Annotated in this window: 20 protein-coding genes; 11 read left to right on the top strand and 9 right to left on the bottom strand. The window is 72.5% G+C overall.

The window, feature by feature from the left end; all coding sequences use genetic code 11:
* Window positions 1-57: 57 nt before the first annotated feature.
* Together AB0947_RS05825 and AB0947_RS05820 are read right to left on the bottom strand one after the other, a co-directional pair.
* Window positions 58-573 (bottom strand): hypothetical protein, encoded by a 516-nt coding sequence (locus AB0947_RS05825; protein ID WP_366748999.1) that lies wholly within the window; start codon window positions 571-573, stop codon window positions 58-60.
* A 150-nt stretch (window positions 574-723) separates the two neighbouring features.
* On the bottom strand, window positions 724-1,272 hold the full coding sequence (locus AB0947_RS05820) for a sigma-70 family RNA polymerase sigma factor (RefSeq protein ID WP_171150625.1): 549 nt from the start codon (window positions 1,270-1,272) through the stop codon (window positions 724-726).
* A gap of 239 nt (window positions 1,273-1,511) precedes the next feature.
* Here AB0947_RS05820 and AB0947_RS05815 point away from each other — a divergent pair, with 239 nt between their 5' ends.
* Complete coding sequence (locus AB0947_RS05815; protein ID WP_366748998.1) at window positions 1,512-2,660, top strand: CapA family protein; 1,149 nt, start codon at window positions 1,512-1,514, stop codon at window positions 2,658-2,660.
* Here the strand turns inward: AB0947_RS05815 and AB0947_RS05810 are convergent, their stop codons facing one another.
* Complete coding sequence (locus tag AB0947_RS05810) at window positions 2,661-4,082, bottom strand: amino acid permease (protein WP_366748997.1); 1,422 nt, start codon at window positions 4,080-4,082, stop codon at window positions 2,661-2,663. It lies immediately after the preceding gene.
* A gap of 200 nt (window positions 4,083-4,282) precedes the next feature.
* The gene (locus tag AB0947_RS05805) at window positions 4,283-4,762 is read right to left on the bottom strand and encodes a universal stress protein (protein ID WP_366748996.1); all 480 of its coding nucleotides are present in this window, start codon (window positions 4,760-4,762) and stop codon (window positions 4,283-4,285) included.
* Window positions 4,763-4,860: 98 nt separating this feature from the next.
* On the opposite strand from AB0947_RS05805, the gene lysX reads away from it, so the two are divergent.
* Both lysX and AB0947_RS05795 read left to right on the top strand, forming a co-directional pair.
* Window positions 4,861-8,139, top strand: a complete 3,279-nt coding sequence (gene lysX, locus AB0947_RS05800) for a bifunctional lysylphosphatidylglycerol synthetase/lysine--tRNA ligase LysX (RefSeq protein WP_366748995.1) — start codon at window positions 4,861-4,863, stop codon at window positions 8,137-8,139.
* Window positions 8,140-8,234: 95 nt separating this feature from the next.
* Window positions 8,235-9,071: a polysaccharide deacetylase family protein gene (locus AB0947_RS05795; RefSeq protein WP_366748994.1), complete on the top strand. Its 837-nt coding sequence runs from the start codon at window positions 8,235-8,237 to the stop codon at window positions 9,069-9,071.
* A gap of 49 nt (window positions 9,072-9,120) precedes the next feature.
* Here AB0947_RS05795 and AB0947_RS05790 read toward each other — a convergent pair whose 3' ends face one another.
* The gene (locus AB0947_RS05790) at window positions 9,121-9,792 is read right to left on the bottom strand and encodes a class F sortase (protein ID WP_366748993.1); all 672 of its coding nucleotides are present in this window, start codon (window positions 9,790-9,792) and stop codon (window positions 9,121-9,123) included.
* Window positions 9,793-10,124: 332 nt separating this feature from the next.
* Between AB0947_RS05790 and AB0947_RS05785 the strand changes: the two genes are divergently transcribed.
* Entirely contained in the window at window positions 10,125-11,126 is a 1,002-nt protein-coding gene (locus tag AB0947_RS05785) for a hypothetical protein (protein ID WP_366748992.1), read from the top strand.
* Between the two features lie 113 nt (window positions 11,127-11,239).
* On the opposite strand, the gene AB0947_RS05780 is transcribed toward AB0947_RS05785, so the two are convergent.
* Entirely contained in the window at window positions 11,240-12,004 is a 765-nt protein-coding gene (locus AB0947_RS05780) for a hypothetical protein (RefSeq protein WP_366748991.1), read from the bottom strand.
* 34 nt (window positions 12,005-12,038) lie between these two features.
* Window positions 12,039-12,170, bottom strand: a complete 132-nt coding sequence (locus AB0947_RS05775) for a hypothetical protein (protein WP_366748990.1) — start codon at window positions 12,168-12,170, stop codon at window positions 12,039-12,041.
* A gap of 772 nt (window positions 12,171-12,942) precedes the next feature.
* Between AB0947_RS05775 and AB0947_RS05770 the strand changes: the two genes are divergently transcribed.
* From AB0947_RS05770 to AB0947_RS05760, 3 genes are all read left to right on the top strand, one after another.
* Window positions 12,943-13,908 carry an SCO0930 family lipoprotein gene (locus tag AB0947_RS05770; RefSeq protein WP_366749181.1) on the top strand — a complete coding sequence of 322 codons (966 nt, stop codon included), beginning with the start codon at window positions 12,943-12,945 and terminating at the stop codon, window positions 13,906-13,908.
* A 273-nt stretch (window positions 13,909-14,181) separates the two neighbouring features.
* Entirely contained in the window at window positions 14,182-14,994 is an 813-nt protein-coding gene (locus AB0947_RS05765) for an SAM-dependent methyltransferase (protein WP_366748989.1), read from the top strand.
* Complete coding sequence (locus AB0947_RS05760; RefSeq protein WP_366748988.1) at window positions 14,991-17,135, top strand: EAL domain-containing protein; 2,145 nt, start codon at window positions 14,991-14,993, stop codon at window positions 17,133-17,135. Before AB0947_RS05765 ends, AB0947_RS05760 begins: the two co-directional genes overlap by 4 nt.
* On the opposite strand, the gene AB0947_RS05755 is transcribed toward AB0947_RS05760, so the two are convergent.
* Window positions 17,072-17,992 (bottom strand): LysR family transcriptional regulator, encoded by a 921-nt coding sequence (locus AB0947_RS05755; RefSeq protein ID WP_366748987.1) that lies wholly within the window; start codon window positions 17,990-17,992, stop codon window positions 17,072-17,074. The genes AB0947_RS05760 and AB0947_RS05755 overlap by 64 nt on opposite strands.
* Before the next feature lie 154 nt (window positions 17,993-18,146).
* Here AB0947_RS05755 and AB0947_RS05750 point away from each other — a divergent pair, with 154 nt between their 5' ends.
* Complete coding sequence (locus AB0947_RS05750) at window positions 18,147-19,037, top strand: NAD(P)H-binding protein (protein WP_366748986.1); 891 nt, start codon at window positions 18,147-18,149, stop codon at window positions 19,035-19,037.
* Between the two features lie 745 nt (window positions 19,038-19,782).
* Here the strand turns inward: AB0947_RS05750 and AB0947_RS05745 are convergent.
* Window positions 19,783-20,667 (bottom strand): LysR substrate-binding domain-containing protein, encoded by an 885-nt coding sequence (locus AB0947_RS05745; RefSeq protein WP_366748985.1) that lies wholly within the window; start codon window positions 20,665-20,667, stop codon window positions 19,783-19,785.
* Between the two features lie 120 nt (window positions 20,668-20,787).
* Here AB0947_RS05745 and AB0947_RS05740 point away from each other — a divergent pair, with 120 nt between their 5' ends.
* Genes AB0947_RS05740 through AB0947_RS05730 form a run of 3 tightly spaced genes read left to right on the top strand, consistent with a single transcriptional unit; the run spans window position 20,788 to window position 24,156 of the window.
* On the top strand, window positions 20,788-21,459 hold the full coding sequence (locus tag AB0947_RS05740; RefSeq protein ID WP_366749180.1) for a succinate dehydrogenase: 672 nt from the start codon (window positions 20,788-20,790) through the stop codon (window positions 21,457-21,459).
* A gap of 1 nt (window position 21,460) precedes the next feature.
* Window positions 21,461-23,410 carry a fumarate reductase/succinate dehydrogenase flavoprotein subunit gene (locus AB0947_RS05735; protein ID WP_366748984.1) on the top strand — a complete coding sequence of 650 codons (1,950 nt, stop codon included), beginning with the start codon at window positions 21,461-21,463 and terminating at the stop codon, window positions 23,408-23,410.
* Window positions 23,407-24,156 carry a succinate dehydrogenase/fumarate reductase iron-sulfur subunit gene (locus AB0947_RS05730; RefSeq protein WP_366748983.1) on the top strand — a complete coding sequence of 250 codons (750 nt, stop codon included), beginning with the start codon at window positions 23,407-23,409 and terminating at the stop codon, window positions 24,154-24,156. The genes AB0947_RS05735 and AB0947_RS05730 overlap by 4 nt, the downstream gene beginning before the upstream one ends.
* The last annotated feature ends 226 nt before the right edge of the window (window positions 24,157-24,382 follow it).

The following is a 24,382-nucleotide window of genomic DNA, read 5'->3' as shown; positions in this document are numbered from 1 at the left end:
TCGCGGCAAGGGATTCGGAGCGGCCCGGCCCGTGGATTGGTGTGAATTCCGGCGGGTTCAGAAGAGGTGGATCGCGAGGTGCCCGAGGGGCAGTCCGAGCCGCCAGGCCGGGGTCCACACCTTCGGTCCCTCGTCCTCCCCGGACACCGCCCCGCCGCCGGGCACGGCGTCCAGGTCCGGCGCGAGCAGTTCGGTCTCCTCCAGCCAGCGCCAGGCCTCCACCGCCAGCGCCAGGTCCGGGCTGGGCGTGCCGGAGCCGGCCGCCCGCCCGGTCAGCTCGGCCAGGCGCTCGCGCACCCAGTCCTGCCACGGCTGGTCGTAGGCGGTCAGCGACAGCCAGTTCTCCAGCTGGGAGATCACCCGGATGCCGGACAGTTCCCCGTCGGTGTCGGACAGGAAGACGGTCAGCGCCAGCGCGTCCCGGCCGGCCCGGAACTCGAACGACGTCGGTGGCATCAGATCGCCGGTGCGCAGCAGCTCGTCGGCGATGTACTCGGCGTACAACCAGGCCATCGGAACGGCCAGTTCACCGCCGTCGGCGCCGTCCGTGCTCTCGTGCCCGCTGTGCAGCATCCCTTCCTGCCTTCCTCCGGTGCGTGCGCGTCGCCCGGGCCGCGTCGGGACCGCGGCCCCGGTGCCCGCAGGAACGCGGATGAGGACAGCCCATGCCCGAACGGGGGCCGCAGCAAGGCGCTTTACCGAGGTTTGACCCGGCTTCCGGTTTCACCGCAGGTCGGTCGCGTAACCCGGAAGACCCCGGCGCAGGGCGCGCAACGCGTAGTACGCGCGGGATTTCACGGTACCGGGTGGAATGCCCAGGGTCTGCGCCGCTTCCGCCACACTGGCCCCGCGGAAGTACACGAGTACCAGTACGTCACGGTGTTCCGGCGTGAGTGTCTTCACAGCCTCCCGGACGTCGAGCATCGCGGCGGCCCTTTCGGCGTGGTCGGCGGTGACCCGTGCGTTCTCGGGGACCTCGTCGCCGCTCTCGGGCGGTCGCGCCCGCCGGGCCCGCCGGGCGTCGATCGCGAGCCGCCGGGCCACGGTGAGCAGCCAGGGCCGTACGGAGTCGTAGCCGTCGGCGTGCAGCGCCTCCGGATGCTGCCAGGCGCGCACCAGTGTCTCCTGGACGAGGTCCTCGGCGCGCTGCCGGTCTCCGTCGCAGAGCCGGTACAGCAGGGCGAACAGGGGACCGCCGTGCTCGCGCTGGAGCGCGGCCAGCTCGTGCTCGGCGGTCGTCGTCCCGGGGGTGAGTGAGGTTCCGGCCGTCATGGCCGTATGGCAGCGCAGGGCGCGGCCGGCGGACAGGGGGCGGATCCGGTCGTGCGACGGACGGTCGAACGCGTCGGTGAACGGTCGGACGAGCGGTACGGCGGGAACCGGGTGAGCGGTACGTCCGGACCCCGGACGGGCTAAGGACGGCTGTCGGGCTGTTTATCCGACTCATCAGATTCATACCCATATGCCCGTGACGGCTTCGTCTGTATATACGACAAATCTGGGGTGAGTTGATGATCGGACGCAGACAGCAGGTGGCCCTGGCCCTGACCGCCGTCCTCGCGGCCGGAGCCGCCTGCCAGAACCAGAACCGCGAGTCCGGCGCGGATGGACGCCCCGCGCCCGCCGCCGCGGACGGCTTCACCCTCGTCGCCTCCGGAGACGTGCTGCCGCACACCTCCGTCATCGAGCGGGCCTCCTTCGACGCCGGCGGCAGCGGCCACGACTTCCGCCCGATGCTCGCCGGCGTCAAACCGGTCGTCTCCGGCGCCGATCTGGCGCTGTGCCACATGGAGACCGTCTACGGCACCGACGGCGACTACACCGGCTACCCCGACTTCAAGTCCCCGCCGCAGATCGCCCAGGCCCTCGCCGCCACCGGCTACGACGGCTGCTCCACCGCCTCCAACCACGCCCTGGACGACGGCGCCGCCGGCATCCGGCGCACCCTCGACGCCATGGACCGGGTCGGCCTGCGGCACGCCGGGACCGCCCGCAACGAGGCCGAGGCCCGCTCGGTCACGCTCCTGCGGGCGGGCTCGGCCAAGGTCGCCCACCTGTCGTACACCTTCGGCACCAACGGCAACGCGCTGCCGCCCGGACAGCCCTGGGCCGTCGACATGATCGACGCCGACCGGATGATCGCCGACGCGCGCGCGGCCCGCCGGGCCGGCGCCGACGTCGTCGTGGTCTCCGTGCACTGGGGCACCGAATGGCAGGACGAGCCCGACCGGCAGCAGCTCACGCTCGCCCAGCGGCTCACCTCCTCGGCCACGGCCGGCCGCCCGGACATCGACCTGATCCTCGGCACCCACGCCCACGTCCCGCAGGCGTACGAGAAGGTGAACGGGACCTGGGTGATCTACGGCATGGGCGACCAGATCGCCGGCGAGATGTACAACGGCGAGGGCGCCCAGGACCCGCGCGGCAACGAGTCCACCCTCGGCCGCTTCACCTTCGCCCCGCCCGCCCGGCCGGGAGAGGCCTGGCGGGTCACCAAGGCCGAGTTCGTCCCGCAGCTCTACGACCTCGACGCCGGCCGGGTCGTGGACCTCAACAAGGCCATCGCCGAGGGCGCCGAACTGGAGGGGGTGCGCGACCGGATCAGGGACGTGGTGCTCAGCCGGGGCGCCGGGCAGGACGGCCTGGTCATGGCCGAGTGACTACGGAGCCGGCCGCCGCGCCAGCGCCGAGCGGCGGTAGGAGTAGCCGAAGTAGATGCCGCAGCCGATCACGAACCACACCGCGAACCGCACCCAGGTCTGCCACTGCAGGAACGTGATCAGCCAGATCGAGAAGACGACCCCCAGCGCGGGCACGACGGGCATCCCCGGCGTCCGGAAGGTGCGCGGCAGCTCCGGCTGCCGGTAGCGCAGCACGATCACCGCCGTGCACACCACCACGAACGCCAGCAGGATGCCGATGTTGGTCAGCTCGGCCGCCTCGCCGATCGGTACGAAGCCGGCGATGGCGGCCGAGGCCAGCCCCACGATCCAGGTCACCCGGGTCGGCACGTGCCGCGTCGGGTGCGTCTTCGCGAACCACCGGGGCAGCAGTCCGTCCCGGGACATCGAGAACCACACCCGGGTCACGCCCAGCATGAACGTGAACATGACCGTGAGGATGCCGATGATCGCCCCGACGGCGATCACGTCGGCCAGCGCGTCCAGACCCACCGACTTGAACGCCGTGGAGAAGCCGCTCTCCTTGTCGATCTCCTTGTAGTTCTGCATCCCGGTCAGCACCAGACAGGCCGCCGCGTACAGCACCATGGAGATCACCAGCGAGTAGATGATCGCCTTCGGCATGTGCCGCTGGGCGTCCTTCGACTCCTCGGCCGCCGTCGACATCGCGTCGTAGCCGAACACGGCGAAGAACACCGTCGCGGCCCCGGTGAACGCCCCGCCGACGCCGAACGGGAAGAACGGGTGGTAGTTGCGCGTGTCGATGTGGAAGGCGCCCACCCCGATCACCAGCAGCACCACCAGCACCTTCAGCGCGACCACCGACGTCTCGAAGCGGGCCGCGCTGCGGATGCCCTGGTTCAGCAGCCAGGCGATCAGCAGGCAGAGCAGGGCCGCGAACAGGTCGACCCGGTGCCCGGCCCCGGTACCGGGCGCGCCCAGCATCCACCGCGGCAGGCCGGCGCCCATCTGCTCGACCAGGAAGCCGAAGTAGCCGGAGATGCCGATGGCCACCACGGCCACGATCGCGGTGTACTCCAGCAGCAGGTCCCAGCCGATGAACCAGCCCGCGAACTCGCCGAGCACCGCGTACCCGTAGGTGTAAGCCGACCCCGCCTTCGGGATCAGCCCCGCGAACTCGGCGTACGACAGCGCCGCGCACGCGCTCGCGACACCCGCGATCAGGAAGGACACCAGCACCGCGGGCCCGGCCGTGCCGTTCGCCACCGTCCCGGCCAGCGTGAAGATGCCCGCGCCGATGATGCCGCCCACACCGATCGCGGTCAGCTGCCAGAGCCCCAGCGACTTGTCCAGGCCGGTGCCCTCACCGACCTCCGTCTCCTCGATGTGCTCGATGGGTTTGCGGCGGAGAATCCCCTCACCCGCACGGAGCCTGTCCATGGGCCTCACCTCTTCGCCGACGGCAAACGGCTGACGGCGGATCATGATGGCTCAGCCAGGAGCCCCGGGGAAGACGCCACGCACGGCCCGGCGGGGCCCGGAACCGGGTCCGCGCCGGGGGAGGGCGGCGAGCCGCCGGCCGGCGACGGCACGGGTGCCACCCGGCCGCCGGGGCCGGACCGCGCCCCCGCCGCGCCGCCCTACGGCACGACGGTGACCGGCCAGCGGCCCGTCTTCACCAGGCGGACCGCCACCGAGCCGATGATCCGGTGGCCGGCCTGTTCCGAGGCGCCCACCACCACCGCGTCCGCCTTCAGCTCGTCCGCCGCCTTCACCAGCCCGTTGTAGGGGTCGCCGCGGAAGGTGTGGAACTCCCAGCGCACCTCGAACGTCCCCTTGAGCCGCTCCGCCGCGTCCCGGATCTGCGCGACCAGGTCCTCCGCGATCTCGTCGGTGGTCTCCGCCACCGGCACCCCGAGCGCCGCCCCGGCCGCGAGCACCGGCTGCACGTACACCACCGCCAGCAGCGCGCGCTGGCGCCGGGCCAGACCGGCCGCGTACGCGGCGGCACGCATCGAGGAGTCGGAGCCGTCCACGCCGACCACGATGACCTTCGGCCCGTCCGTACCCCGTTCGAACCGGTGCGCGTGCGAGTGCTGCTCGTGATGCTGTTCCGTCACGCCACGAGGCTATCGGAACCGACCGTTCCTGGTGAACGGCGGTTCACGGGGGGCCGCTCGACGGGCGAGGCACGGCAGCCCTTCCTAGAGTCGGAACCATGACCGCCACCGCGGAACCGTCCGCACGGGGGGCCGCCACGGCGCCGGCCGGACCGCCCGCCGGCGGACGCCTCGGCCGGGTCCCGCAGGCCTTCGCGACCCTCGTCGCCGCCCTCGGCCTGCTGTGCGCCCTGCTCGCGGTCGTCAGCCCGCTGCGCCGGCCGCTCCGCCCGCTCGTCCGCACCCTCGACCAGCTCCTCATCCCCATCAGCGACAACCTCGCCTACGCCGTCTTCCTGTTCCTGCTGGCCGGCGCCCTCGCCGCCCGCAAGAAGATCGCCTGGTGGCTGGTCGCCGTCTGCCTCGCCCTGCTCGTCCTCGCCGACGCGCTCGGCACCGCCGCCGGTCTGTACGCCGAGTCGCTGCCGTCCCTCGTGCTGTGCGCGCTGCTGCTGCTCCTGCTCGTGCTCGCGCGCGGGGAGTTCTACGCCGTCTCCCGCCGCGGCGCCGTATGGCGGGCGCTCGCCGTGCTGCTGGCCGGGCTCGCCGTGGCCATCCTGCTCGGCTGGGGCCTGGTGCTGCTCGTCCCCGGCACGCTCCCGGCCGGCCAGCACCTGGCCTGGGCCGCCGCCCGGGTGTGCGGCGGGCTGGTCCCGGCCAGCGACTTCGACGGCCGCCCGCCACGCCAGGTGACCTTCGTGCTCGGCCTGTTCGGCGCCCTCGCCCTGCTCAACGCGGCGGCCACCCTGTTCCGCTCCCAGCGCCTCGAAGCCGCCCTGCACGGCGACGAGGAGGCCCGCATCCGCGCCCTGCTGGCGGAGTACGGCGACCGGGACTCCCTCGGCTACTTCGCCACCCGGCGCGACAAGGCCGTCGTCTTCTCGCCCAGCGGCAAGGCGGCCGTCACCTACCGCGTCGAGGCCGGCGTGTGCCTGGCCTCCGGGGACCCCGTCGGCGACCCGGAGGCCTGGCCGCGCGCCATCGACGCCTGGCTCGACCTGGCCCGCCGGCACGCCTGGACGCCCGCCGTCATGGGGGCCTCCGAAGCCGGCGCCCTCGCCTGTGCCCGCGCCGGCCTCGGCGCCCTCCAGCTCGGCGACGAGGCGGTCCTGCGCGTCTCCGGATTCGACCTGGCCGGCCGCGGGATGCGCGTCACCCGGCAGGCCGTGCACCGGGTCCGCCGCACGGGAGCCGTCTGCCGCATCCGCCGCCACGCGCACCTCGGCGAACGCGAGATGGAGGAGATCGTCCGCAAGGCCGACGCCTGGCGGGACACCGAGACCGAACGCGGCTTCTCCATGGCCCTGGGCCGGCTCGGCGACCCCGTCGACGGCGACTGCCTGCTCGTGGAGGCCCTGGGCGAGGACGGCCGGCTGCTCGCGCTGCTCTCCTTCGTGCCCTGGGGCCGCGACGGCGTCTCCCTGGACCTGATGCGCCGTGACCGCACCGCCCCCAACGGGGTCATGGAGTTCATGGTCGCGGAACTGTGCGCCGCCGCGCCGAAGCTGGGCGTGCGCCGCGTCTCCCTGAACTTCGCCGTCTTCCGCTCGGCCTTCGAGGAGGGCGCCCGCATCGGTGCCGGGCCGGTCCTGCGGCTGTGGCGCCGGCTGCTGCTGTTCCTCTCCCGGTGGTGGCAGCTGGAGGCCCTGTACCGCTCCAACGCCAAGTACCTCCCCGAGTGGTACCCGCGCTTCATCTGCTACGGCGACACCGCCCACCTCGCCCGCATCGGCCTCGCCTCCGCCATCGCCGAAGGCTTCGTCCCCGTCCCCTCGCTGCGCAGACTCTGGGGAAAAGGGCACTCGGAAGGCGGACGGCGGCCCGCCACCACGGCGGGCCCGCCGTCCGTGCCGGTGTCCGGCCCAGCCGGAGGGGACGGGGCCGGGCCCGCCACCCCGGACGCGGGCCCGTCCGACCAGGTCCGGGTGCGCTACCGCACCCGCGACCGGCTGCGCGCCACCGGCACCGACCCCTATCCCGCGGGCGTACCCGCCCCGACCCACGCCCTCGCCGACGTCACCCCCGGCGCGGACGTCACCGTGTCCGGACGCGTCATGCTCCTCCGCGACCACGGCGGCATCGTCTTCGCCCTGCTGCGCGACTGGTCCGGCGACCACCAGATCGCCCTCACCCGCGACGGCTCCGGCCCCGCACTCGACCGCTTCACCCGCGACACCGACATCGGCGACCACATCACCGTCACCGGCCACGCTGCCCCCAGCGACACCGGTGAACCCACCGTCTTCGTCACCTCCTGGCAGCTCACCGGCAAGTGCCTGCACCCCCTGCCCCACAAGCGGCACGGCCTGACCGACCCCGAGGCCAAGGTCCGCCAGCGCCACCTGGACCTGATCACCAGCCCCGACGCGCGCGCCGTCCTGCGCACCCGCTCCGCCGCCGTCCAGGCGCTGCGCCAGGGGCTGCTGGACCGCGGCTACCTGGAGGTCGGGACCCCGGTGCTCCACCAGGTCCACGGCGGCGCCCACGCCCGCCCCTTCACCACCCACATCAACGCCTACGACCTCGACCTGTACCTGCGCATCGCCCCCGAGCTGTACCTGAAGCGGCTGTGCGTCGGCGGTCTGGAGAAGGTCTTCGAACTGGGCCGCACCTTCCGCAACGAGGGCGTCTCCCACCAGCACAACCCCGAGTTCACCATGCTGGAGGCCTACCAGGCGCACGCCGACTACGACGTCATGCTCGACCTCGCCCGCGAACTGATCCAGGGCGCCGCCACCGCCGCCTTCGGCTGCCCGGTCGCCCGCAGGGACGGCGGGGAACACGACATCTCCGGGACCTGGCCCGTCAAGACCGTGCACGGGGCGCTGTCCGAGGCGCTCGGGGAGGAGATCGGCCCCGGCACCGAATTGCTGCGGCTGCACCGGCTGTGCGACCGCACCGGGGTGCCGTACACCGCGGACGACGGGCCCGGTGACGTCGTCCTGGAGATGTACGAGCGGCTGGTCGAGCGCCGGACCGGACCGCCCACCTTCTACAAGGACTTCCCGGCCGGTGTCTGCCCGCTGACCCGGCGGCACCGCACCGACCCGCGGCTCGCCGAACGCTGGGACCTCGTCGCCTTCGGCACCGAACTCGGCACCGCGTCCACCGAGCTGACCGACCCCGTCGAACAGCGCCGCCGGCTCACCGACCAGTCGCTGCTCGCCGCCGGCGGCGACCCGGAGGCCATGGAACTGGACGAGGACTTCCTCCAGGCCCTCGCCTACGGCATGCCCCCGACCGGCGGGCTCGGCCTCGGCGTCGACCGGGTCGTCATGTTCCTCACCGGTCTGACGATCCGCGAGACACTGCCCTTCCCGCTCGTGCGCCGCCGCTGAGGCGTCCGGCGCCCACTGCGCTGTCCGGGTGTATTACCGCCGCCGCACCGGTGCCGTTGTGGTGCGGCGACCTCCGGTGGGGCGACTGATGGGTCATGCAGAAGGATCAGTTGTTCACCCGGCGCCGGATGCTCCTCGCCGGCGTCGCCGCCCTGGGAGCCGCGGGCACCGCCGGAGCCGTCCTGGCGCAGAGCGGCGAGGAGACCGCCCGCGGCACCGCCGCCCCCGTCGCCGGCCCACAGGCCCGCCAGGCGCTCAAGCCCTCAGCCTTCCGGCTCCAGCCGCTCACCGGAGACGGACCGCCACGCGCCGCGCCCCGCAAGCTGAAGGTGCGCAAGGAACCCATCATGCAGGTCTCCACGAGCGGCCGGCACATGGTGCTGACCTTCGACGACGGCCCCAACCCGGACTACACCCCGCACATCCTGGACACCCTCGCCAAGCACCACGTACGGGCGATGTTCTTCGTCTGCGGCGAGTGCGTCGTGCGGAACAGGGAACTGCTCGCACGGATGGCCGACGAGGGCCATGTCGTCGGCAACCACACCTGGACGCACCCGCTGCTGACCGAGCTCAACCGCCGTGAGATCCGCTCCGAGATGGAGAGCACCAGCGACGCCATCGAGGACGCCTACGGCGAGCGCCCGCAGTGGTTCCGCGCACCCTACGGCGCCTGGAACCGCGCCGCGTTCCAGTTGGGCGCCCAGATGGGCATGGAGCCGATGGCCTGGACCGTGGACACCACCGACTGGATGGTGCCCGGTACCCGCACCATCATCGACCGGGTGGAGAACGGGGCCGCCCCCGGTGTCGTGGTGCTCTCCCACGACGCCGGGGGCGACCGCTCGCAGACCGTCCGCGCGATCCGCGAGTGGCTGCCCTATCTGATCGACTCCGGGTACCGCCTCACCGTGCCGCGCCGCCGCGTGTGACGCCTTCCGGGGGACCCGCCCCTCTTCCCGCACGCCGGGCCGCGGTGGTTCAGACGACCGTGGCCAGGCGGGCGAAGACCACGACGTTCCCGTCGTAGCCGTTCTGCTTCGAGAAGCCGCCGCCGCAGGTGATGACCCGCAGCTCCGGCGCCCCCTTCGAGCCGTACACCCGGTCGCCCGGGAAGTTGCTCTTCTCGAACACCTCGACCCCGTAGATCTCGAACACGGCGGTCTTCCCGTCCTGGCGCAGGACCTCGACCTGGTTCCCCTTCTTCAGCGCCCCGAGGCCGTAGAACACGGCGGGGCCCTGCTTGTTGTCGACGTGTCCGACGATGACCGCGGTGCCCTTCTCGCCCGGGGACACGGCTCCGGTGAACCAGCCGGCCAGGTCCGGGTTCTCCGGCGGCGGCGCGGCGACCCAGCCGTCCGCGTCCAGCCCGACCTGCACCACGGGCGCGTCGACCCGGATCGCCGGGATCCGCACCCGCTGCACGGGGGAGAACGGCAGGGGTGCGGTCCCCGGTGCGAGGGTGCCCAGGGTGGCGCGGTTGTCCGGGGCCGCCGCCGTGGCGGGCTGCGGCGGGCCGACGTCGAACTCGCCCGAGCCATTGCGCATGAGCGCCAGGCCGGTGAGCAGAACGAGCGCTATCACCCCCCAGGGGGCGCGCCTCCTCCGTCGCTCCTCCTCTTCGGCAAGCTGGGCCAGCTTGGACGCAGACATTCGTCACCCCTCTCGACGCGGGCCTCGGCACGTCCCTCGCGCATGGGAAAACGCTAAGTCCCGCGCGTGCGGCGGGCGACGGGTCGAACGGCGAACGGGTGGCCCCGCACCCGGTCGGTGCGCCATCCGAGTTGCCGTTTCCAGGAAATTTCTGACGGTCTGTGACCTGCGGCAATATCCGATTGTGTGGTTGTCCGTCGGCGTGTCGGCTCACCAGGACGGACCATTCTCGACATGCGGGCGTGTTCTGCGCGTCTGAGGGTCTACCCGGGAGGTGTTTTCTCGCCGATCCACCGGGGACGGGACCCGGGGCGCCTCCCGCGGAGGATCACATGCGCAACCAACGCGCCCTGGCGGCGGCGTGCACCGCGGTCGCCGTGCTCGGGCTCGCCGCCCCTGACGCCGTCGCGGACGGCATGGGCAACGGGGGCGGGCCGAGCAGCACCGACAACAACCCCGCGGTCATCGTGCCCGGTACCGGCAACATCGGCACCTTCAGCGGGAACGGCGTCTTCCCCGGGAACGGTGTCTTCCCCGGCAACGGGAACTTCAACGGCAACGGGAACTTCAACGGCAACGGCCACGGGAACGGGAACTTCAACGGCAACAACAACGGCCACGGCAACGGCAACTTCAATGGCAACTTCAATGGCAACAACAACGGCCACGGCAACGGAAACTTCAACGGCAACAACGGCCACGGGAACGGGAACTTCAACGGCAACAACGGCCACGGCAACTTCAACGGCAACGGCCGCGGGGGCGAGGGCAACGGGCGTGGCGGTGAGGGCAACGGCCGCGGGGGCGAGGGCAACGGCCACCGTGGCAACGGGCGCGGAGACGAGTTCGGGCGGCGCGACGAGTTCGGGCGGCGCGACGAGTTCGGGCGGCGTGACGAGTTCGGGCGGCGTGACGAGTTCGGGCGGGGCGACGAGTTCGGCAACTCGCAGGACATCTTCGTGACGCCCGACATCGTCTCGGCCGGGGGCCGCATCACCGTCATCGTGAACGGCTGCCGGCGCGGTACGGCGAGTTCCGACGCCTTCGGCACCATCGACCTGGACGCGGTCCACGACGACACCGCGCGGGGTGTCGCCATCGTGGACCGCGACGCGGGCCGCGGCCGGTACGACGTCACCGTCCGCTGCGACGGCCGCACCCTGACCCGGCGCGGGGCCTTCAGCGTCATCGGCGGCGTCAACGGCGGCCTCGGCGGGAGCAGGACCAGCGGCGCGACGCCCACCGACATGGCCATCGGCGGCGGCCTCGTGGGCGCGGCCGTGCTCGGCAGTGGTGCCTTCTGGATGCGCCGCCGCCACGAGAAGCGCGCCTGAGTCCCCGGTGCGCCGCCGAGGCCACCGGATCTCCCCCCGCTCCCGAGCACGCGCGTCGGCAGGCCTTCGCCCCGCTTCCCCGAGGGAAGCCGGGGGCGGAGGCCTGCCGTGGGCTACCCGGTGATGCCCGGGAATAGGGTCTGGAACGGCTCCGCCGTCACCGCGATACCCCGGCTGTAGGGCGCGTCGAAGTCCCAGATGAGGAACAGCATGAAGGCGATCGTCGCGGAGAACAGCCCGGCCAGGACCAGTTCGCGCCCGGTGCGCCGGATCTGGAGCGCGAACACCATGCCGACGGTGATCAGCGCACCGGTCAGCAGCCCCCACCACACGACCGGCGGCATGGTGGCCCCGGTGGAGTCGGCGCGCGCGTTGCGGGCCTGGTCGGCGGTGGCCATCTGGTCCAGCAGCGGCTGGTAGGCCTGCGCCTCGAAGTCGTTCTTCGGCTGGTAGTCGGTGACGGCCTCCCGCACCTTGTGCAGCAGTTCGGTGCCGCGGTCCGTGACCCGCTCGTCGTCCGCCATCGTCCGCCACTCGGTGTGGACGACGTAACCGACGTAGGCGTCGATGTCCGCGCGGATCCCGTCCCGGACGTCCGGCGGGTAGACCCGGACCCGCTCCGAGATCTCGTGCAGTGCCTGGGCCTCGGTCTGCACGTGGTCCTGGGCGCTGCTGCGCGCCTCCCACACGCCCGCGATGGCCAGGCCCAGGACGATGGCGTAGATGACACCGATCCACATCGTCATGTACTCGATGACGTCCGGGGTCTCGTTGGGATCCTCGTCCTCGGTGGCCGCCCGGTGCCGTAGCAGCGTGATGACGACCACCACGGCACAGGCCCCCAGCATCGCGAGGATGAGAACAAGCCAATCCGACAACTGATGCCTCCAGGGAGTGAGGGGTGCCGGCGCGTCAGCGCGGGCGCAGCGCCGCCACGGCGACGATCGCGGGGACGGTGATGAGCAGGACGTAGGTGACGGGCGAGGTGTGGCCGTGCGTGGGACGGCTGATGGCGTGGGGGTGGTACTCCGCCGGGTAGCTCACCGGGGTCACGGAGGGCCGCGGGGTGGGCTTGGGCGTCGGCTTCGGCGTGGGTCTCGGCGGTGGCGTGGGGGTGGGGGTCGGCCGGGGTGCCGGGGGCGCCGGGGCTGGCCGGGCGGGCGGTCGCGGCGCGGGGGCCGGTCTCGGCGGTGGCTTCGGCACCGGCCGGGGTGGCGGTTTCGGGGTCGGCGTCGGCTCGGGCGGAGGCGTCGGCTTCGGCGGCGGGGTCGGCGGGGGAGGGGGAGTGGGTGTCGGAGTGGGCGTGGGCGTGGGCGTCGGCGGACACGGTGGCGGGGGCGGCTTCGGACAGGGCGGGTCGGGCCAGTGGTAGCCGCCGGCATGGGCCACCGCCACCGTGCCGTCCGGGCCCGTGGAGGCGTACGCGCAGGCGTCGGCCGACGCGCTGCCGGCCGGCCAGCCCACCAGGGCCCAGGTCAGCGTCAACAGGGCCAGCACCCGTGTGGTGGGCGCGCATCGGGTCACTTCGGGTCCAGGCACGACCGAGATCATGAGGCGCGGGAGGCCGCCGTACCCCGTAGTGGGCCGAGATTGCTCCGAAAGAGGGAGATGGGGTGATCAGAGGTTTGGCGAGCGGAAGCGTCCGCTATCGCCCCGTGTGTCCCTCTGGTGTCTCTGCCCCGGCGCCGCAGCCGCACAGCGTCCGGAAAGAAATTCCGGCAGCCGTTGAACACCGGGGCCCCCGCGGTGCGTACCCATGGCCGTGCGGCGGCACATCAGGGCGCTGCAATATCCAGGCGATAATGTGGAGTTGACGATGAAGACCTCCTGGCGGACCGCCTCACTGGTGGCGACAGCCGCTTCGGTGCTGGCGCTGACGACGGCGTGCGGTCAGGACAATCCCACCACTCCCGCGTCGGCGGCCCAGAACGTCGGGGCCACCGCGGCGGCCGGCGACTACGGCAACCCGGGCAGCGGCACCTCGCCGGGTGCCGGCAACGGCTACGGCGCCGACGGCAACCAGAGTTCCGGCTCCCCGGCACCGGCCACCCCCGCGGGCAAGCTCGCCGTGGCTAGCAACCCCCAGCTGGGCAGTGTGCTGACCGACGGCGCGGGCCTCACCCTCTACCGGTTCGACAAGGACACCGCCAACCCGCCCAAGTCCAACTGCGCCGGCGACTGCGCCACCACCTGGCCGCCGGTCCCCGCCGGCGACGCCACCGCCGGCGCCGGCATCGACAAGGCGCTGCTCGGCGAGGTCACCCGTGTCGACGGCGCCAAGCAGCTGACCATCGGCGGCTGGCCCGCCTACCGCTACGCCAAGGACGTCAACGCCGGTGACGTCAACGGCCAGGGCGTGGGCGGCAAGTGGTTCGCGCTCGCCCCCACCGGCAAGAAGGCCAAGCTGTCCGACCTGCCCGGCCTGTCCGTCCGCAAGGACGCCAAGCTGGGTGACGTCGTCGTCGACAAGAACGGCATGACCGTCTACCGCTTCCTGAAGGACCAGGCCTGGCCGAAGTCCGTCTCCCGCTGCACCGGCGCCTGCCTGGAGAAGTGGCCGGCGGTCGGCCCGGTCAACGCCGACGACACCGAGGGCGTCAAGAAGAAGGGCCTGATGCCCTTCACCCGCCCCGACGGAGTGAAGCAGATGACCGTCAACTGCTGGCCGATCTACACCTTCTCCGGGGACAAGGCCCCGGGCGACACCAACGGTCAGGGCGTGGGCGGCACGTGGTACGCCGTCTCGCCCGACGGAAAGCCGGTCGGCGCGCCGGGCAACTGATCACCTCCCCAGGTCGATCGCCCCGCCCGCCCCGGCGCGCGGCCGAAGATCCGCCCCCTCCGCACCGCACGGAGGGGGCGGATCGTTGTGTGCGGTGAACGCGCGAGCTGCCCGTACCGCCGTCACACAGCGGGGCCATACGGGCACTTGCCGCAGGCAGTGACCGGGAACGGACGGTCAATTTCCGGTTCAGGTCGCTCCATTGGCGGGCGATCAGTAGCCTCAGCTCGAACACCGGATCGCCTGCACCCGTCCACCGTCTTGGAGAGATACATGGAGCGACCCGCCTGGGCCCCACGGAGCATCGACATCTCGGTGCCCAGCGTCTCGCGGATCTACGACTTCTACCTGGGCGGTTCGCACAACTTCGAGGTCGACCGGGAAGCGGCCCGCAAGGCCATGGAGTTCCTGCCGGGCCTGCCGAAGATCATGCAGGCCAACCGGGCGTTCATGCGCCGGGCCGTGCGGTTCGCGGCCGGGGAGGGCATCACCCAGTTCCTCGACATCGGGTCCGGCATCCCCACCTTCGGCAACGTCCACGAGGTGGCGCAGGCGGCCGTGCCGGGCGCGCGGGTGGTCTACGTCGACAACGACCCGGTGGCCGTCGCGCACAGCCAGGCGGTGCTGGCGGGCAACGACGACGCCGACGTGGTCGCGGCGGACCTGCGCAAGCCCCGGGAGATCCTCTCCAGCCCCCCTCTGGACCGGCTGATCGACCTGAATCGGCCAGTGGCCCTCCTCCTCGTTGCCATACTGCACTTCGTGGAAGACGCGGACGACCCGTACGGTGCGGTGGCCGAGCTGCGCGAGGCGCTCGCGCCCGGCAGCCTGCTGATCCTCACCCATGCCTCGTACGAGGGAATCCCGCTGCCCGCCGAGCGGGCCGGGGGCGCGGTGGACGTGTACAAGGACATTCGCAACCCGCTGATCATGCGCTCGCGCGATGAGATCGCGCGGTTCTTCGAGGGGTACGACATGGTGGAACCCGGACTGGTGCCGATGCCGCTCTGGCGCCCGGACCCGGCGCCGGAGGACGAGGATCCGTATGCCTTCTCCGGATTCGCCGGCGTGGGGCGTACGGCGTGAACGCGGAGCCGGACCAGCCGGAGGGCAGACTGCGCCGGCTGACGACGATCTGGAGCCGGGCACTCTTCCCGGTGACCTCCACGTCGCTGACCCGCACCGAGTTCGAGGAACGACTCCTCCCGCTCGCACGCCGGCTGAGTGAACTGCTGCGGGCCCGCAGCTTCGACGCGGACGCGGCGAAGGCCGTCGGCGCCGCCCTGGTCGAGGCGCACTGCACCGACCCCGAGGCACTGGCCCGCACCCTCGACTGCGTCGACGCCTACCTGGTGCTGTACTGCGGCGAGGACGGCCCCCAGGACGAACTGCGCATCCGCTCCTCCCGGTTGCAGCACGCCATGGCCGCCGGCTACGCCCAGGCGCTGCGCGAGCGCACCCTCGCCGAGCAGGAGGCCATCGCCCAGGCCGCGTTGCGGGCCCAGGGCGTGGTGGCCCAGGCGCTGCACGCCAGCGAGGCCCGCTTCCGCGCGGTCTTCGAGGGCGCCGCGATAGGAATCGGCATCGCCGACCTCGAAGGCAACGTCCTCCAGGTCAACGAGGCGCTGCTGCGCATGTTCGGCCTCTCCGAGCAGAACCTGCGCGGCCGGCGCGTCCAGGACTGGGTGCACCCCGAGGACGCCCCGCAGATCTGGCGGCTCTACCACGAACTCGTGAGCGGCGAGCGCGAGCACTACCACGTCGAGAAGGCCTTCAACCGCCCCGACGGCACGGCCCTGTGGACCAACCTGACGGTGTCCCTGCTGCGCGACGCCGACGGTGACCCGCAGTACCAGCTCGCCCTCATGGAGGACACCACCGAGCGCCGGCTGCTCAACCTCCGGCTGCGCTACGAGGCCACGCACGACGCCCTCACCGGCCTGCCCAACCGCTCCCTGTTCTTCGAGCGGCTGGAGAAGGCCCTCGGCGCGGGTTCGGGCCAGCGCTTCGGCCTGTGCTACCTGGACCTGGACGGCTTCAAGACCATCAACGACAGCCTCGGCCACGCGGCCGGCGACCGGCTGCTGGTGGAGGTCGCCGACCGGCTCCAGTCGTGCGCGACCGCGCCCGGCGAGATGGTCGCCCGGCTCGGCGGTGACGAGTTCGTGGCCCTGACCACCGGCCCCGGTACCGAACGGAAGGTGGACGAACTCGCCGAGCGCATCATGAACGCGCTGGTCACGCCGATCAGCATCGACGGCCGCGACCTCATGGTGCGCGGCAGCCTCGGCATCGTGGAGGGCCCGGCCGGGGAGCGCACCGCCGCCGAGGTGCTGCGCAGCGCCGACATCACCATGTACCGGGCCAAGTCGGCGGGCGGCAACCGCTCCGAACTCGCCGACCCCGAGGCCGACGCCCGCGCCATCACCCGGCACGGCCTGACCACGGCCCTGCCGACCGCGCTGGAGCGCGGCGAGTTCTTCATCGAGTACCAGCCCCTGGTCCACCTCGGTGACGGCAGCGTGCGCGGCGCCGAGGCCCTGGTGCGCTGGCTGCACCCGCAGCACGGCGTCCTCGGCCCCGACCGTTTCATTCCGCTCGCCGAGCACACCGGCCTGATCGTTCCGCTCGGCCGCTGGGTCCTGGAGGAGTCGATCCGGCAGGCCCGCGCCTGGCGGGAACTCCAGGGCGAGCAGCAGGCGGCCGGCCCGCTGCGGATCAACGTCAACCTGTCCCCGTGCCAGCTCAGCCACCCCGGCCTGGTGCAGGACACGGTGGACATCCTCGAACGGTCGGGCGTCACCCCGGACGCCCTGTGCCTGGAGGTCACCGAGTCCGCGCTCATCGGCGCCGACGACGACCTGCTCAAACCTCTGCGCCGGCTCGCGGAGATGGGCGTCGACATCGCCCTGGACGACTTCGGCACCGGCTACTCCAACCTCGCCAACCTGCGCCGCCTGCCGGTGAGCATCCTCAAGCTGGACCGCTCCTTCACCCAGGGCATGCAGCAGTTCCCCGCCGACCCCGTCGACCTGAAGATCGTGGAGGGCATCGTCTCGCTCGCCCACAGCCTCGACCTGGCGGTCACGGTCGAGGGCGTGGAGACCGGCGCCCAGGCCGAACAGCTGCGGATCCTGGGCTGCGACACGGCCCAGGGCTGGTACTACGCGCGTCCGGGCCCGCCGGAGAGACTCCACGACCTCGCGCTGGTGGACGCGACGGGCTGACCCGCCGGAGCCGCGCCGTCGTCCCCCTCCCGGGCGGCCGCGGCGACGGCGGCCGCCGCCCGGACGAGGGCCGCGGTCGCCATGGAACGGGACTGCTGCGGCCAGGCGACCGCCAGCAGCGAGGGCGGCGCGTCGGGGACGGGCCGGTAGACGGCACCCGGGCGCGGATAGCGTTCGGCGACGGACGCCGGCAGCAGCGCGACCAGCTCGCCCAGGGCGACGCGGGTGAGCAACTGGGCCAGATCACGGCCCTCGTTGCGCATGTCCGCCAGGAAGCGGTGCAGATCCCCGGGGCGCAGCCCCAGGTCGGCGAGGAGGACCTGGTCGCGGGCGGCGAGCGGGTGGGCCGCGCCGAGCACCGCCACACGCGGCTCGGCGATCAGGGTCTCGCTGTCCAGGCCGGTGCGGTCGAAGGGCTCGTGGACCAGCGCGGCATCGGCCTCGCCGCGCCGCAGCAGCCGCGGCTGTTCCAGCCACCCGCACAGCCGTACCGTCACCGGGACGGCGGCGGGGTCGGTGGCATAGCGCTCCAGGAGCGGCTCCAGCAGTCCCGCGTCGCCGTCGGCCTTGACCGCCAGGACGAGCCCTCGTCGCGGGTCCGCCGCGCGCTGGGCCCGCCGCCCGGCGGCCTCCAGGGCGTCCAGCGCGAACCGCGCCTGGGCGAGGAGAACGTGGCCCGCGCGGGTCAGGACCACGCTGTGGGTGGTGCGCTCGAAGAGGGTGACCCCGAGCTCCGCCTCCAGCCCGCGGATCGCCCGGGACAGCGGCGGGGCGGAGATGCCCAGCCGTTCGGCCGCGCGGGTGAAGTTGAGTTCCTCGGCGACGGCGACGAAGTAGCGCAGCGGGCGGGACTCCACGGTTTCGCCCTCCCTCCGGCAGTGCCTTCGACTCGGTCGTGCGCTCGGTATTGCTCTGAGGGTAACAACCCGGAGCGAAGCGGTCCTTCAGCCGGCGGCCGCCGGAGGGCAGGCTCGATCACGTCCACCCCTCCCGTTCTTCCAGGAGCGTTCCGTGATCCTCGTCACCACCCCGACCGGCCAGATCGGCAGCCGGGTCCTCGACTCCCTCCTCGACGCCGGGGACGCGGCGGGGGAGATCCGCGTCGTCGTGCGCGATCCCGGGCGCCTGTCCCCGCGGGTGCGCGCCCGCGTCGAGGCCGTCACCGGCTCGCACGCCGACCCCGACGTCACCGTCAAGGCGTACGCGGGCGCCGACCGGGTGTTCTGGCTGGTGCCGCCGAGGCCCACCGCCGACAGCGTCGACGGCCACTTCCGCGCCTTCACCCGGCCCCTGGCCGACGCGATCCGCGCCGGGGGCGTCGAGCGGGTCGTCGCCGTCTCCACCCTGGGCCGTGGCGTCGCCCGCAACGCCGGGCAGATCTCGGCCTCGCTGGCCATGGACGACGAGATCCGGGCCACCGGGGTCCACCACCGGGCGCTGTGCCCGCCGTACCTCATGGAGAACCTGCTCCACCAGGCCGCGGCGATCCGCGACGACGGTGTGATCGCCATGGCGGCGCCCGGCGACCGGGTGCTGCGGACCTGCACCACCCGTGACATCGGCGCGACGGCGGCACGGCTGCTGCTCGACGGCTCCTGGACCGGCCAGGACGACGTCCCGACGGTCGGTCCCGACGCGCTGACGCCCGAGGACATGGCACGTGTCGTCTCCGAGGTGCTGGACCGGCCGGTCCGCTTCCAGCGGATCAGCGGGGCGGAGTACCGGGCGTCGGTGCTGCGGTACGGCGCGAGCGAGAACTGGGCCGAGGCCCTGACCGACCTCGCGACCGCGACGGCCGAGCAGGGCTTCTACGGCAGCGAGGCGCCCAGCACGCCCGAGACGGCACCCACGTCCTTCCGCCGGTGGTGCGAGGAGGTACTCAAGCCGGCCGTCCAGCCCTGACGGCGACCGCCACCGCCCGCGGTTTTGGGGTAGGGCTCGTCGGGGGCGACCGGCGCGGTCCGCGGGCACGGGCTCGGTGGGGGGGTGACCGATGCGGTCTACGGGCACGGGCGCGGTGTAGGGGGTGACCGGCGTGGTACGCGGGGACGGGCTCGGTGTGTGGGGGCGACCGACGCGGTCCGGGGCGATGGGGCTCTGTGTGTGGGATGACCGGCGCGGTCCGCGGGCACGGGCGCGGTGTGGGGGGTGACCGATGCGGTCTACGGGCACGGGCGCGGTGTAGGGGGCGACCAGCGCGGTGCGCCGGGACGGGCTCGGTGTGGTGGTCGACCGGCGCGGTCCGCGGTGGCGCCGTCACCGTGGGCGGTCCCACCGACGGTTCCACCGGCCGGCGCCACGGGCTTCAGCGGCGCGGCTTCACTTGCCGTTCCACCGGCGCGGTCTGCGCTCCCGCCGACGGCCGCCCGCCTGCCAACGGCGGGACCATCCCCGCCTCCGCCGCCCCCCCGCGCGACCGACGGCACCCTCGCCACGACCGTCACCACCCCGGCCACTCGTCGGTGCCGACGCGGCCACCGCTGGCACCCTCCCGCCACCGGCGGCCCCCCGTCACTGCCCACACCGCCCGTGCCACCGGCGACCCCATCCGCGCGACCGGCAGCACCACCCGTGCCCCCGGCGGCACGCTGGCGTTACTCGCGCCGGCACCATCCCCGCCCCAACGACACCACCCCCGCCCCGCCGCCTACCGCTCCAGCAGCATCCGCTGTAGTTCCCGGGCCGCCCGGGGCGGAGCCACGTCGCTGCGGTGGGCCAGGGCGATGGTGCGGTGCAGGCCGGGGCGGGCCAGCGGGGTGACCCGTAGGCCCCGGCCCGCCCGGGCGGCCACCATCCGGGGGACGACGGCCACGCCGAGCCCCGCCCGGACGAATCCCAGCACCGCGTCCATCTCGCCGCCCTCCACCGCGAAGTCCGGCTCGAACCCGGCGGAGCGGCACGCGGCGACGGTCAGTTCCCGCAGGTCGTACCCGTGCCGGAACATCACCAGCCGTTCCCCCTCCAGGTCGGCGATCTCCACGGCCCGCCGGCCCCGGCCCGGGTCCGGCGCCTCCGGCGAGGACACCACCACCAGGTCCTCGCGCAGCAGCTCCACGGTCGTCAGCGCGGGCGCCGGCGTCGGCAGCGGCAGCACGACCAGCGCGAGGTCGAGCGCGCCGCGCGCCAGCTCCCGCACCAGGTCGTGGGAACCGCTCTCCTCGATCAGCAGCTGGATACCGGGGTACCGGTCGTGGAAGGCCCGCAGCACGTCCGGCAACAGCCCCGTGCACAGGCTCGGCGTCGCGCCCAGCCGTACCCGCCCCCGCCGCAGCTGCACCAGTTCCTGCACCTCGTGCCGGGCGGTGTCGGCGTCGGCCAGGATGCGCCGGGCCAGCGGCAGCAGCGCCTCGCCGGCGTCGGTGAGCGTGATGTTGCCCCGGGCGCGCAGGAAGAGGTCCGCGCCCAGCTCCCGTTCCAGCGCCCTGATCTGCTGGGACAGCGAGGGCTGGGCGACATGGACCAGCTCGGCGGCCCGGGTGAAGTGCCGGGTCTCGGCGACGGCCACGAAATACTGGAGCTGCTGGAACTGCACCCTGCCAGAATAGCCCCAGCCTATGGAAACAAGCTGGACCATGTCTTGGACCGATCGGGCCTTTCGCCCCTAGCGTGCTGTTCCATGGCTCTGGCAACGCGGACGGACCGACGGCCGTCCATGGCGCGCACGATGTGGGACTCCTCCGTCGGCAAGAAGACGGTGATGGCCGTCAGCGGCGTGATCATGCTCCTGTACCTGGTCGCGCACCTGATCGGCAATCTGAAGATCTTCTTCGGCGCCGGCGAGTTCAACCACTACGCGCACTGGCTGCGCACCGTGGGCGAGCCCTTCATGCACTACGAGTGGACCCTCTGGCTCGTCCGGATCGTCCTCGTGGTCGCCGTGGTGGCCCACGCCACGTCCGCCTACCAGCTCAGCCGGCGCGACATCAAGGCACGGCCCAGCAAGTACGTGCACAAGAAGCCGCGGGCCAGCTACGCGACCCGCACCATGCGCTGGGGCGGCGTCATCCTCGGCCTGTTCATCGTCTGGCACATCCTCGACCTGACCACCGGCACCGTGCACTCCGGCGGCTTCCAGGACGGCCACCCGTACCAGAACGTCGTGGACACCTTCTCCACCTGGTACGGCAACGTCGTCTACATCGTCGCGATGCTCGCGCTCGGCCTGCACGTCCGGCACGGCTTCTGGAGCGCCGCCCAGACCCTCGGCGTCGGCAGCCGCAGCCGCGACCGCGCCCTCAAGACCCTCGCGAACGTCCTCGCGCTGCTGCTCACGGCCGGTTTCATCGCCATCCCCGTGGGCGTCATGACCGGAGTGGTGAGCTGACATGACTACCTACGCCGACTACACGACCGGCGCGCCGGTCACCGACACCAAGGCCCCCGCCGGGCCCATCCACGAACGCTGGGACAAGCGCCGCTTCGAGGCGAAGCTGGTCAACCCCGCCAACCGGCGCAAGCACACGGTCATCGTGGTCGGCACCGGCCTGGCCGGCGGCTCCGCCGGCGCCACGCTCGCCGAACAGGGCTACCACGTCGTCCAGTTCTGCTACCAGGACTCCCCGCGCCGCGCCCACTCCATCGCCGCGCAGGGCGGTATCAACGCGGCGAAGAACTACCGCAACGACGGCGACTCCGTCCACCGGCTCTTCTACGACACCGTCAAGGGCGGCGACTTCCGGGCCCGCGAGTCCAACGTCCACCGGCTCGCGCAGATCTCCGTCGAGATCATCGACCAGTGCGTGGCCCAGGGCGTGCCGTTCGCCCGCGAGTACGGCGGCCTGCTCGACACCCGCTCCTTCGGCGGCGTCCAGGTCTCGCGTACCTTCTACGCCCGCGGCCAGACGGGCCAGCAGCTGCTGCTGGGCGCCTACCAGGCGCTGTCCCGGCAGATCGCCGCCGGGAACGTGGAGATGCACCCGCGCACCGAGATGCTCGACCTGATCGTCGTCGACGGACGGGCCCGCGGGATCGTGGCGCGCGACCTCGTCACCGGCAGGATCGGCACGTACTTCGCGGACGCCGTGGTCCTCGCGAGCGGCGGCTACGGCAACGTCTTCTACCTGTCGACCAACGCGATGAACTCCAACGCGACCGCCGTCTGGCGGGCGCACCGGCGCGGCGCGTACTTCGCCAACCCCTGCTTCACCCAGATCCACCCGACCTGCATCCCGCGCACCGGCGACCACCAGTCGAAGCTGACGCTGATGAGCGAGTCCCTGCGCAACGACGGCCGCATCTGGGTGCCCAAGGCCCAGGGCGACACCCGCCCGCCGAACGAGATCCCCGAGGACGAGCGCGACTACTACCTGGAGCGCATCTACCCGTCCTTCGGCAACCTCGTGCCCCGGGACATCGCCTCCCGCGCCGCGAAGAACGTCTGCGACGAGGGCAGGGGAGTGGGCCCCGGCGGACAGGGCGTCTACCTGGACTTCGCCGACGCGATCCGGCGCATGGGGCGCACAGCGGTCGAGGCGAAGTACGGCAACCTCTTCGACATGTACCAGCGGATCACCGACGAGGATCCGTACGAGGTGCCGATGCGGATCTACCCGGCCGTGCACTACACGATGGGCGGCCTGTGGGTCGACTACGACCTCCAGACCACGGTCCCCGGGCTGTTCGCGATCGGCGAGGCCAACTTCTCCGACCACGGCGCCAACCGGCTCGGCGCATCCGCGCTGATGCAGGGCCTCGCCGACGGCTACTTCGTGCTGCCGGCCACCATCAACGACTACCTGGCCCGCAACCCGCACCAGGAACCGGTCACCGACGAGCACCCCGTCGTGCAGGAGGTGCTGGCCGAGACCGAGGACCGGATCAACCTCCTTCTGGCCGTGGACGGCGACCGCACCCCGGACTCCTTCCACCGCGAACTCGGCGAGCTGATGTGGGAGTTCTGCGGCATGGCCCGCTCCGACACGGGGCTGCGCAAGGCGCTGGAACGCATCCCGCAGATCCGCGAGGAGTTCTGGCGCCGGATCAAGGTGCCCGGCACCGGCGAGGAGTTCAACCAGTCGCTGGAGAAGGCCAACCGCATCGTCGACTACCTGGAGCTCGCCGAGCTGATGTGCCTCGACGCGCTGCACCGCACCGAGTCCTGCGGCGGCCACTTCCGCGAGGAGTCCCAGACCCCGGACGGCGAGGCCGCCCGCAAGGACGACGCGTTCTCGTACGCCGCCGCCTGGGAGTTCACCGGCACCGGCGAGGCGCCCGTCCTGCACAAGGAAGACCTCGTCTTCGAGTACGTCCATCCCACCCAGCGGAGCTACGCATGAAGCTCACCCTGCGCGTCTGGCGGCAGAAGAACGCCGGCGCCGAAGGAGCGATGTCCACCTACGAGGTGGACGACATCTCGCCCGACATGTCCTTCCTGGAGATGCTGGACGTCCTCAACGAACAGCTCATCCTCTCCGGCGAGGAGCCGGTCGCCTTCGACCACGACTGCCGCGAGGGCATCTGCGGCGCGTGCTCGCTCGTCATCAACGGCGACGCGCACGGACCGGAGCGGACCACCACCTGCCAGCTGCACATGCGGTCCTTCCGGGACGGCGACACGATCGACATCGAGCCGTGGCGGGCGTCCGCGTTCCCGGTGATCAAGGACCTGGTCGTGGACCGGTCGGCGTTCGACCGGATCATCCAGGCCGGCGGCTACGTCACCGCGCCGACCGGCTCCGCGCCCGAGGCCCACGCCACGCCGGTGCCGAAGGCCGACGCCGACTTCGCGTTCGAGCACGCCGAGTGCATCGGGTGCGGGGCGTGCGTCGCCGCGTGCCCGAACGGCGCGGCGATGCTGTTCACCTCCGCCAAGGTCAACCATCTGAACGTGCTGCCCCAGGGCGCGCCCGAGCGGGAGACCCGGGTGCTGGACATGGTGGCGCAGATGGACGCGGAGGGGTTCGGCGGGTGCACGCTGACCGGTGAGTGCGCGACCGCCTGCCCCAAGGGCATCCCGCTGGTCTCGATCACCGGCATGAACAAGGAGTGGCTGAGGGCCACCCGGAAGGCAGGCAAGAGGTAACACCCGAGAACGTTCGCCGACCGGTGGACGGGCGGGGCCGGGACCGGTGCTCCCCGGCCCCGTCTGGTTTTCCCGGTCCCGGCCGTCTGCGCGCACGGACGACCCCGGCGTTCACCACCCCCACATCCCCTCTCCCGGCACCGGTCACGCGCACGCCAACCGTTCTCGGAAGAACAGGAGCGGCGGGCCGTACGACCCGGGCCCGCCGCCCCCGCCGCCGACCCGG

The organism is Streptomyces sp. NPDC047841, from assembly GCF_040704085.1.
Taxonomy (GTDB): domain Bacteria; phylum Actinomycetota; class Actinomycetes; order Streptomycetales; family Streptomycetaceae; genus Streptomyces; species Streptomyces argyrophylli.
The sequence above is the reverse complement of the archived record's forward strand: the minus strand, read 5'-3'. Positions and strand labels throughout refer to the sequence as shown.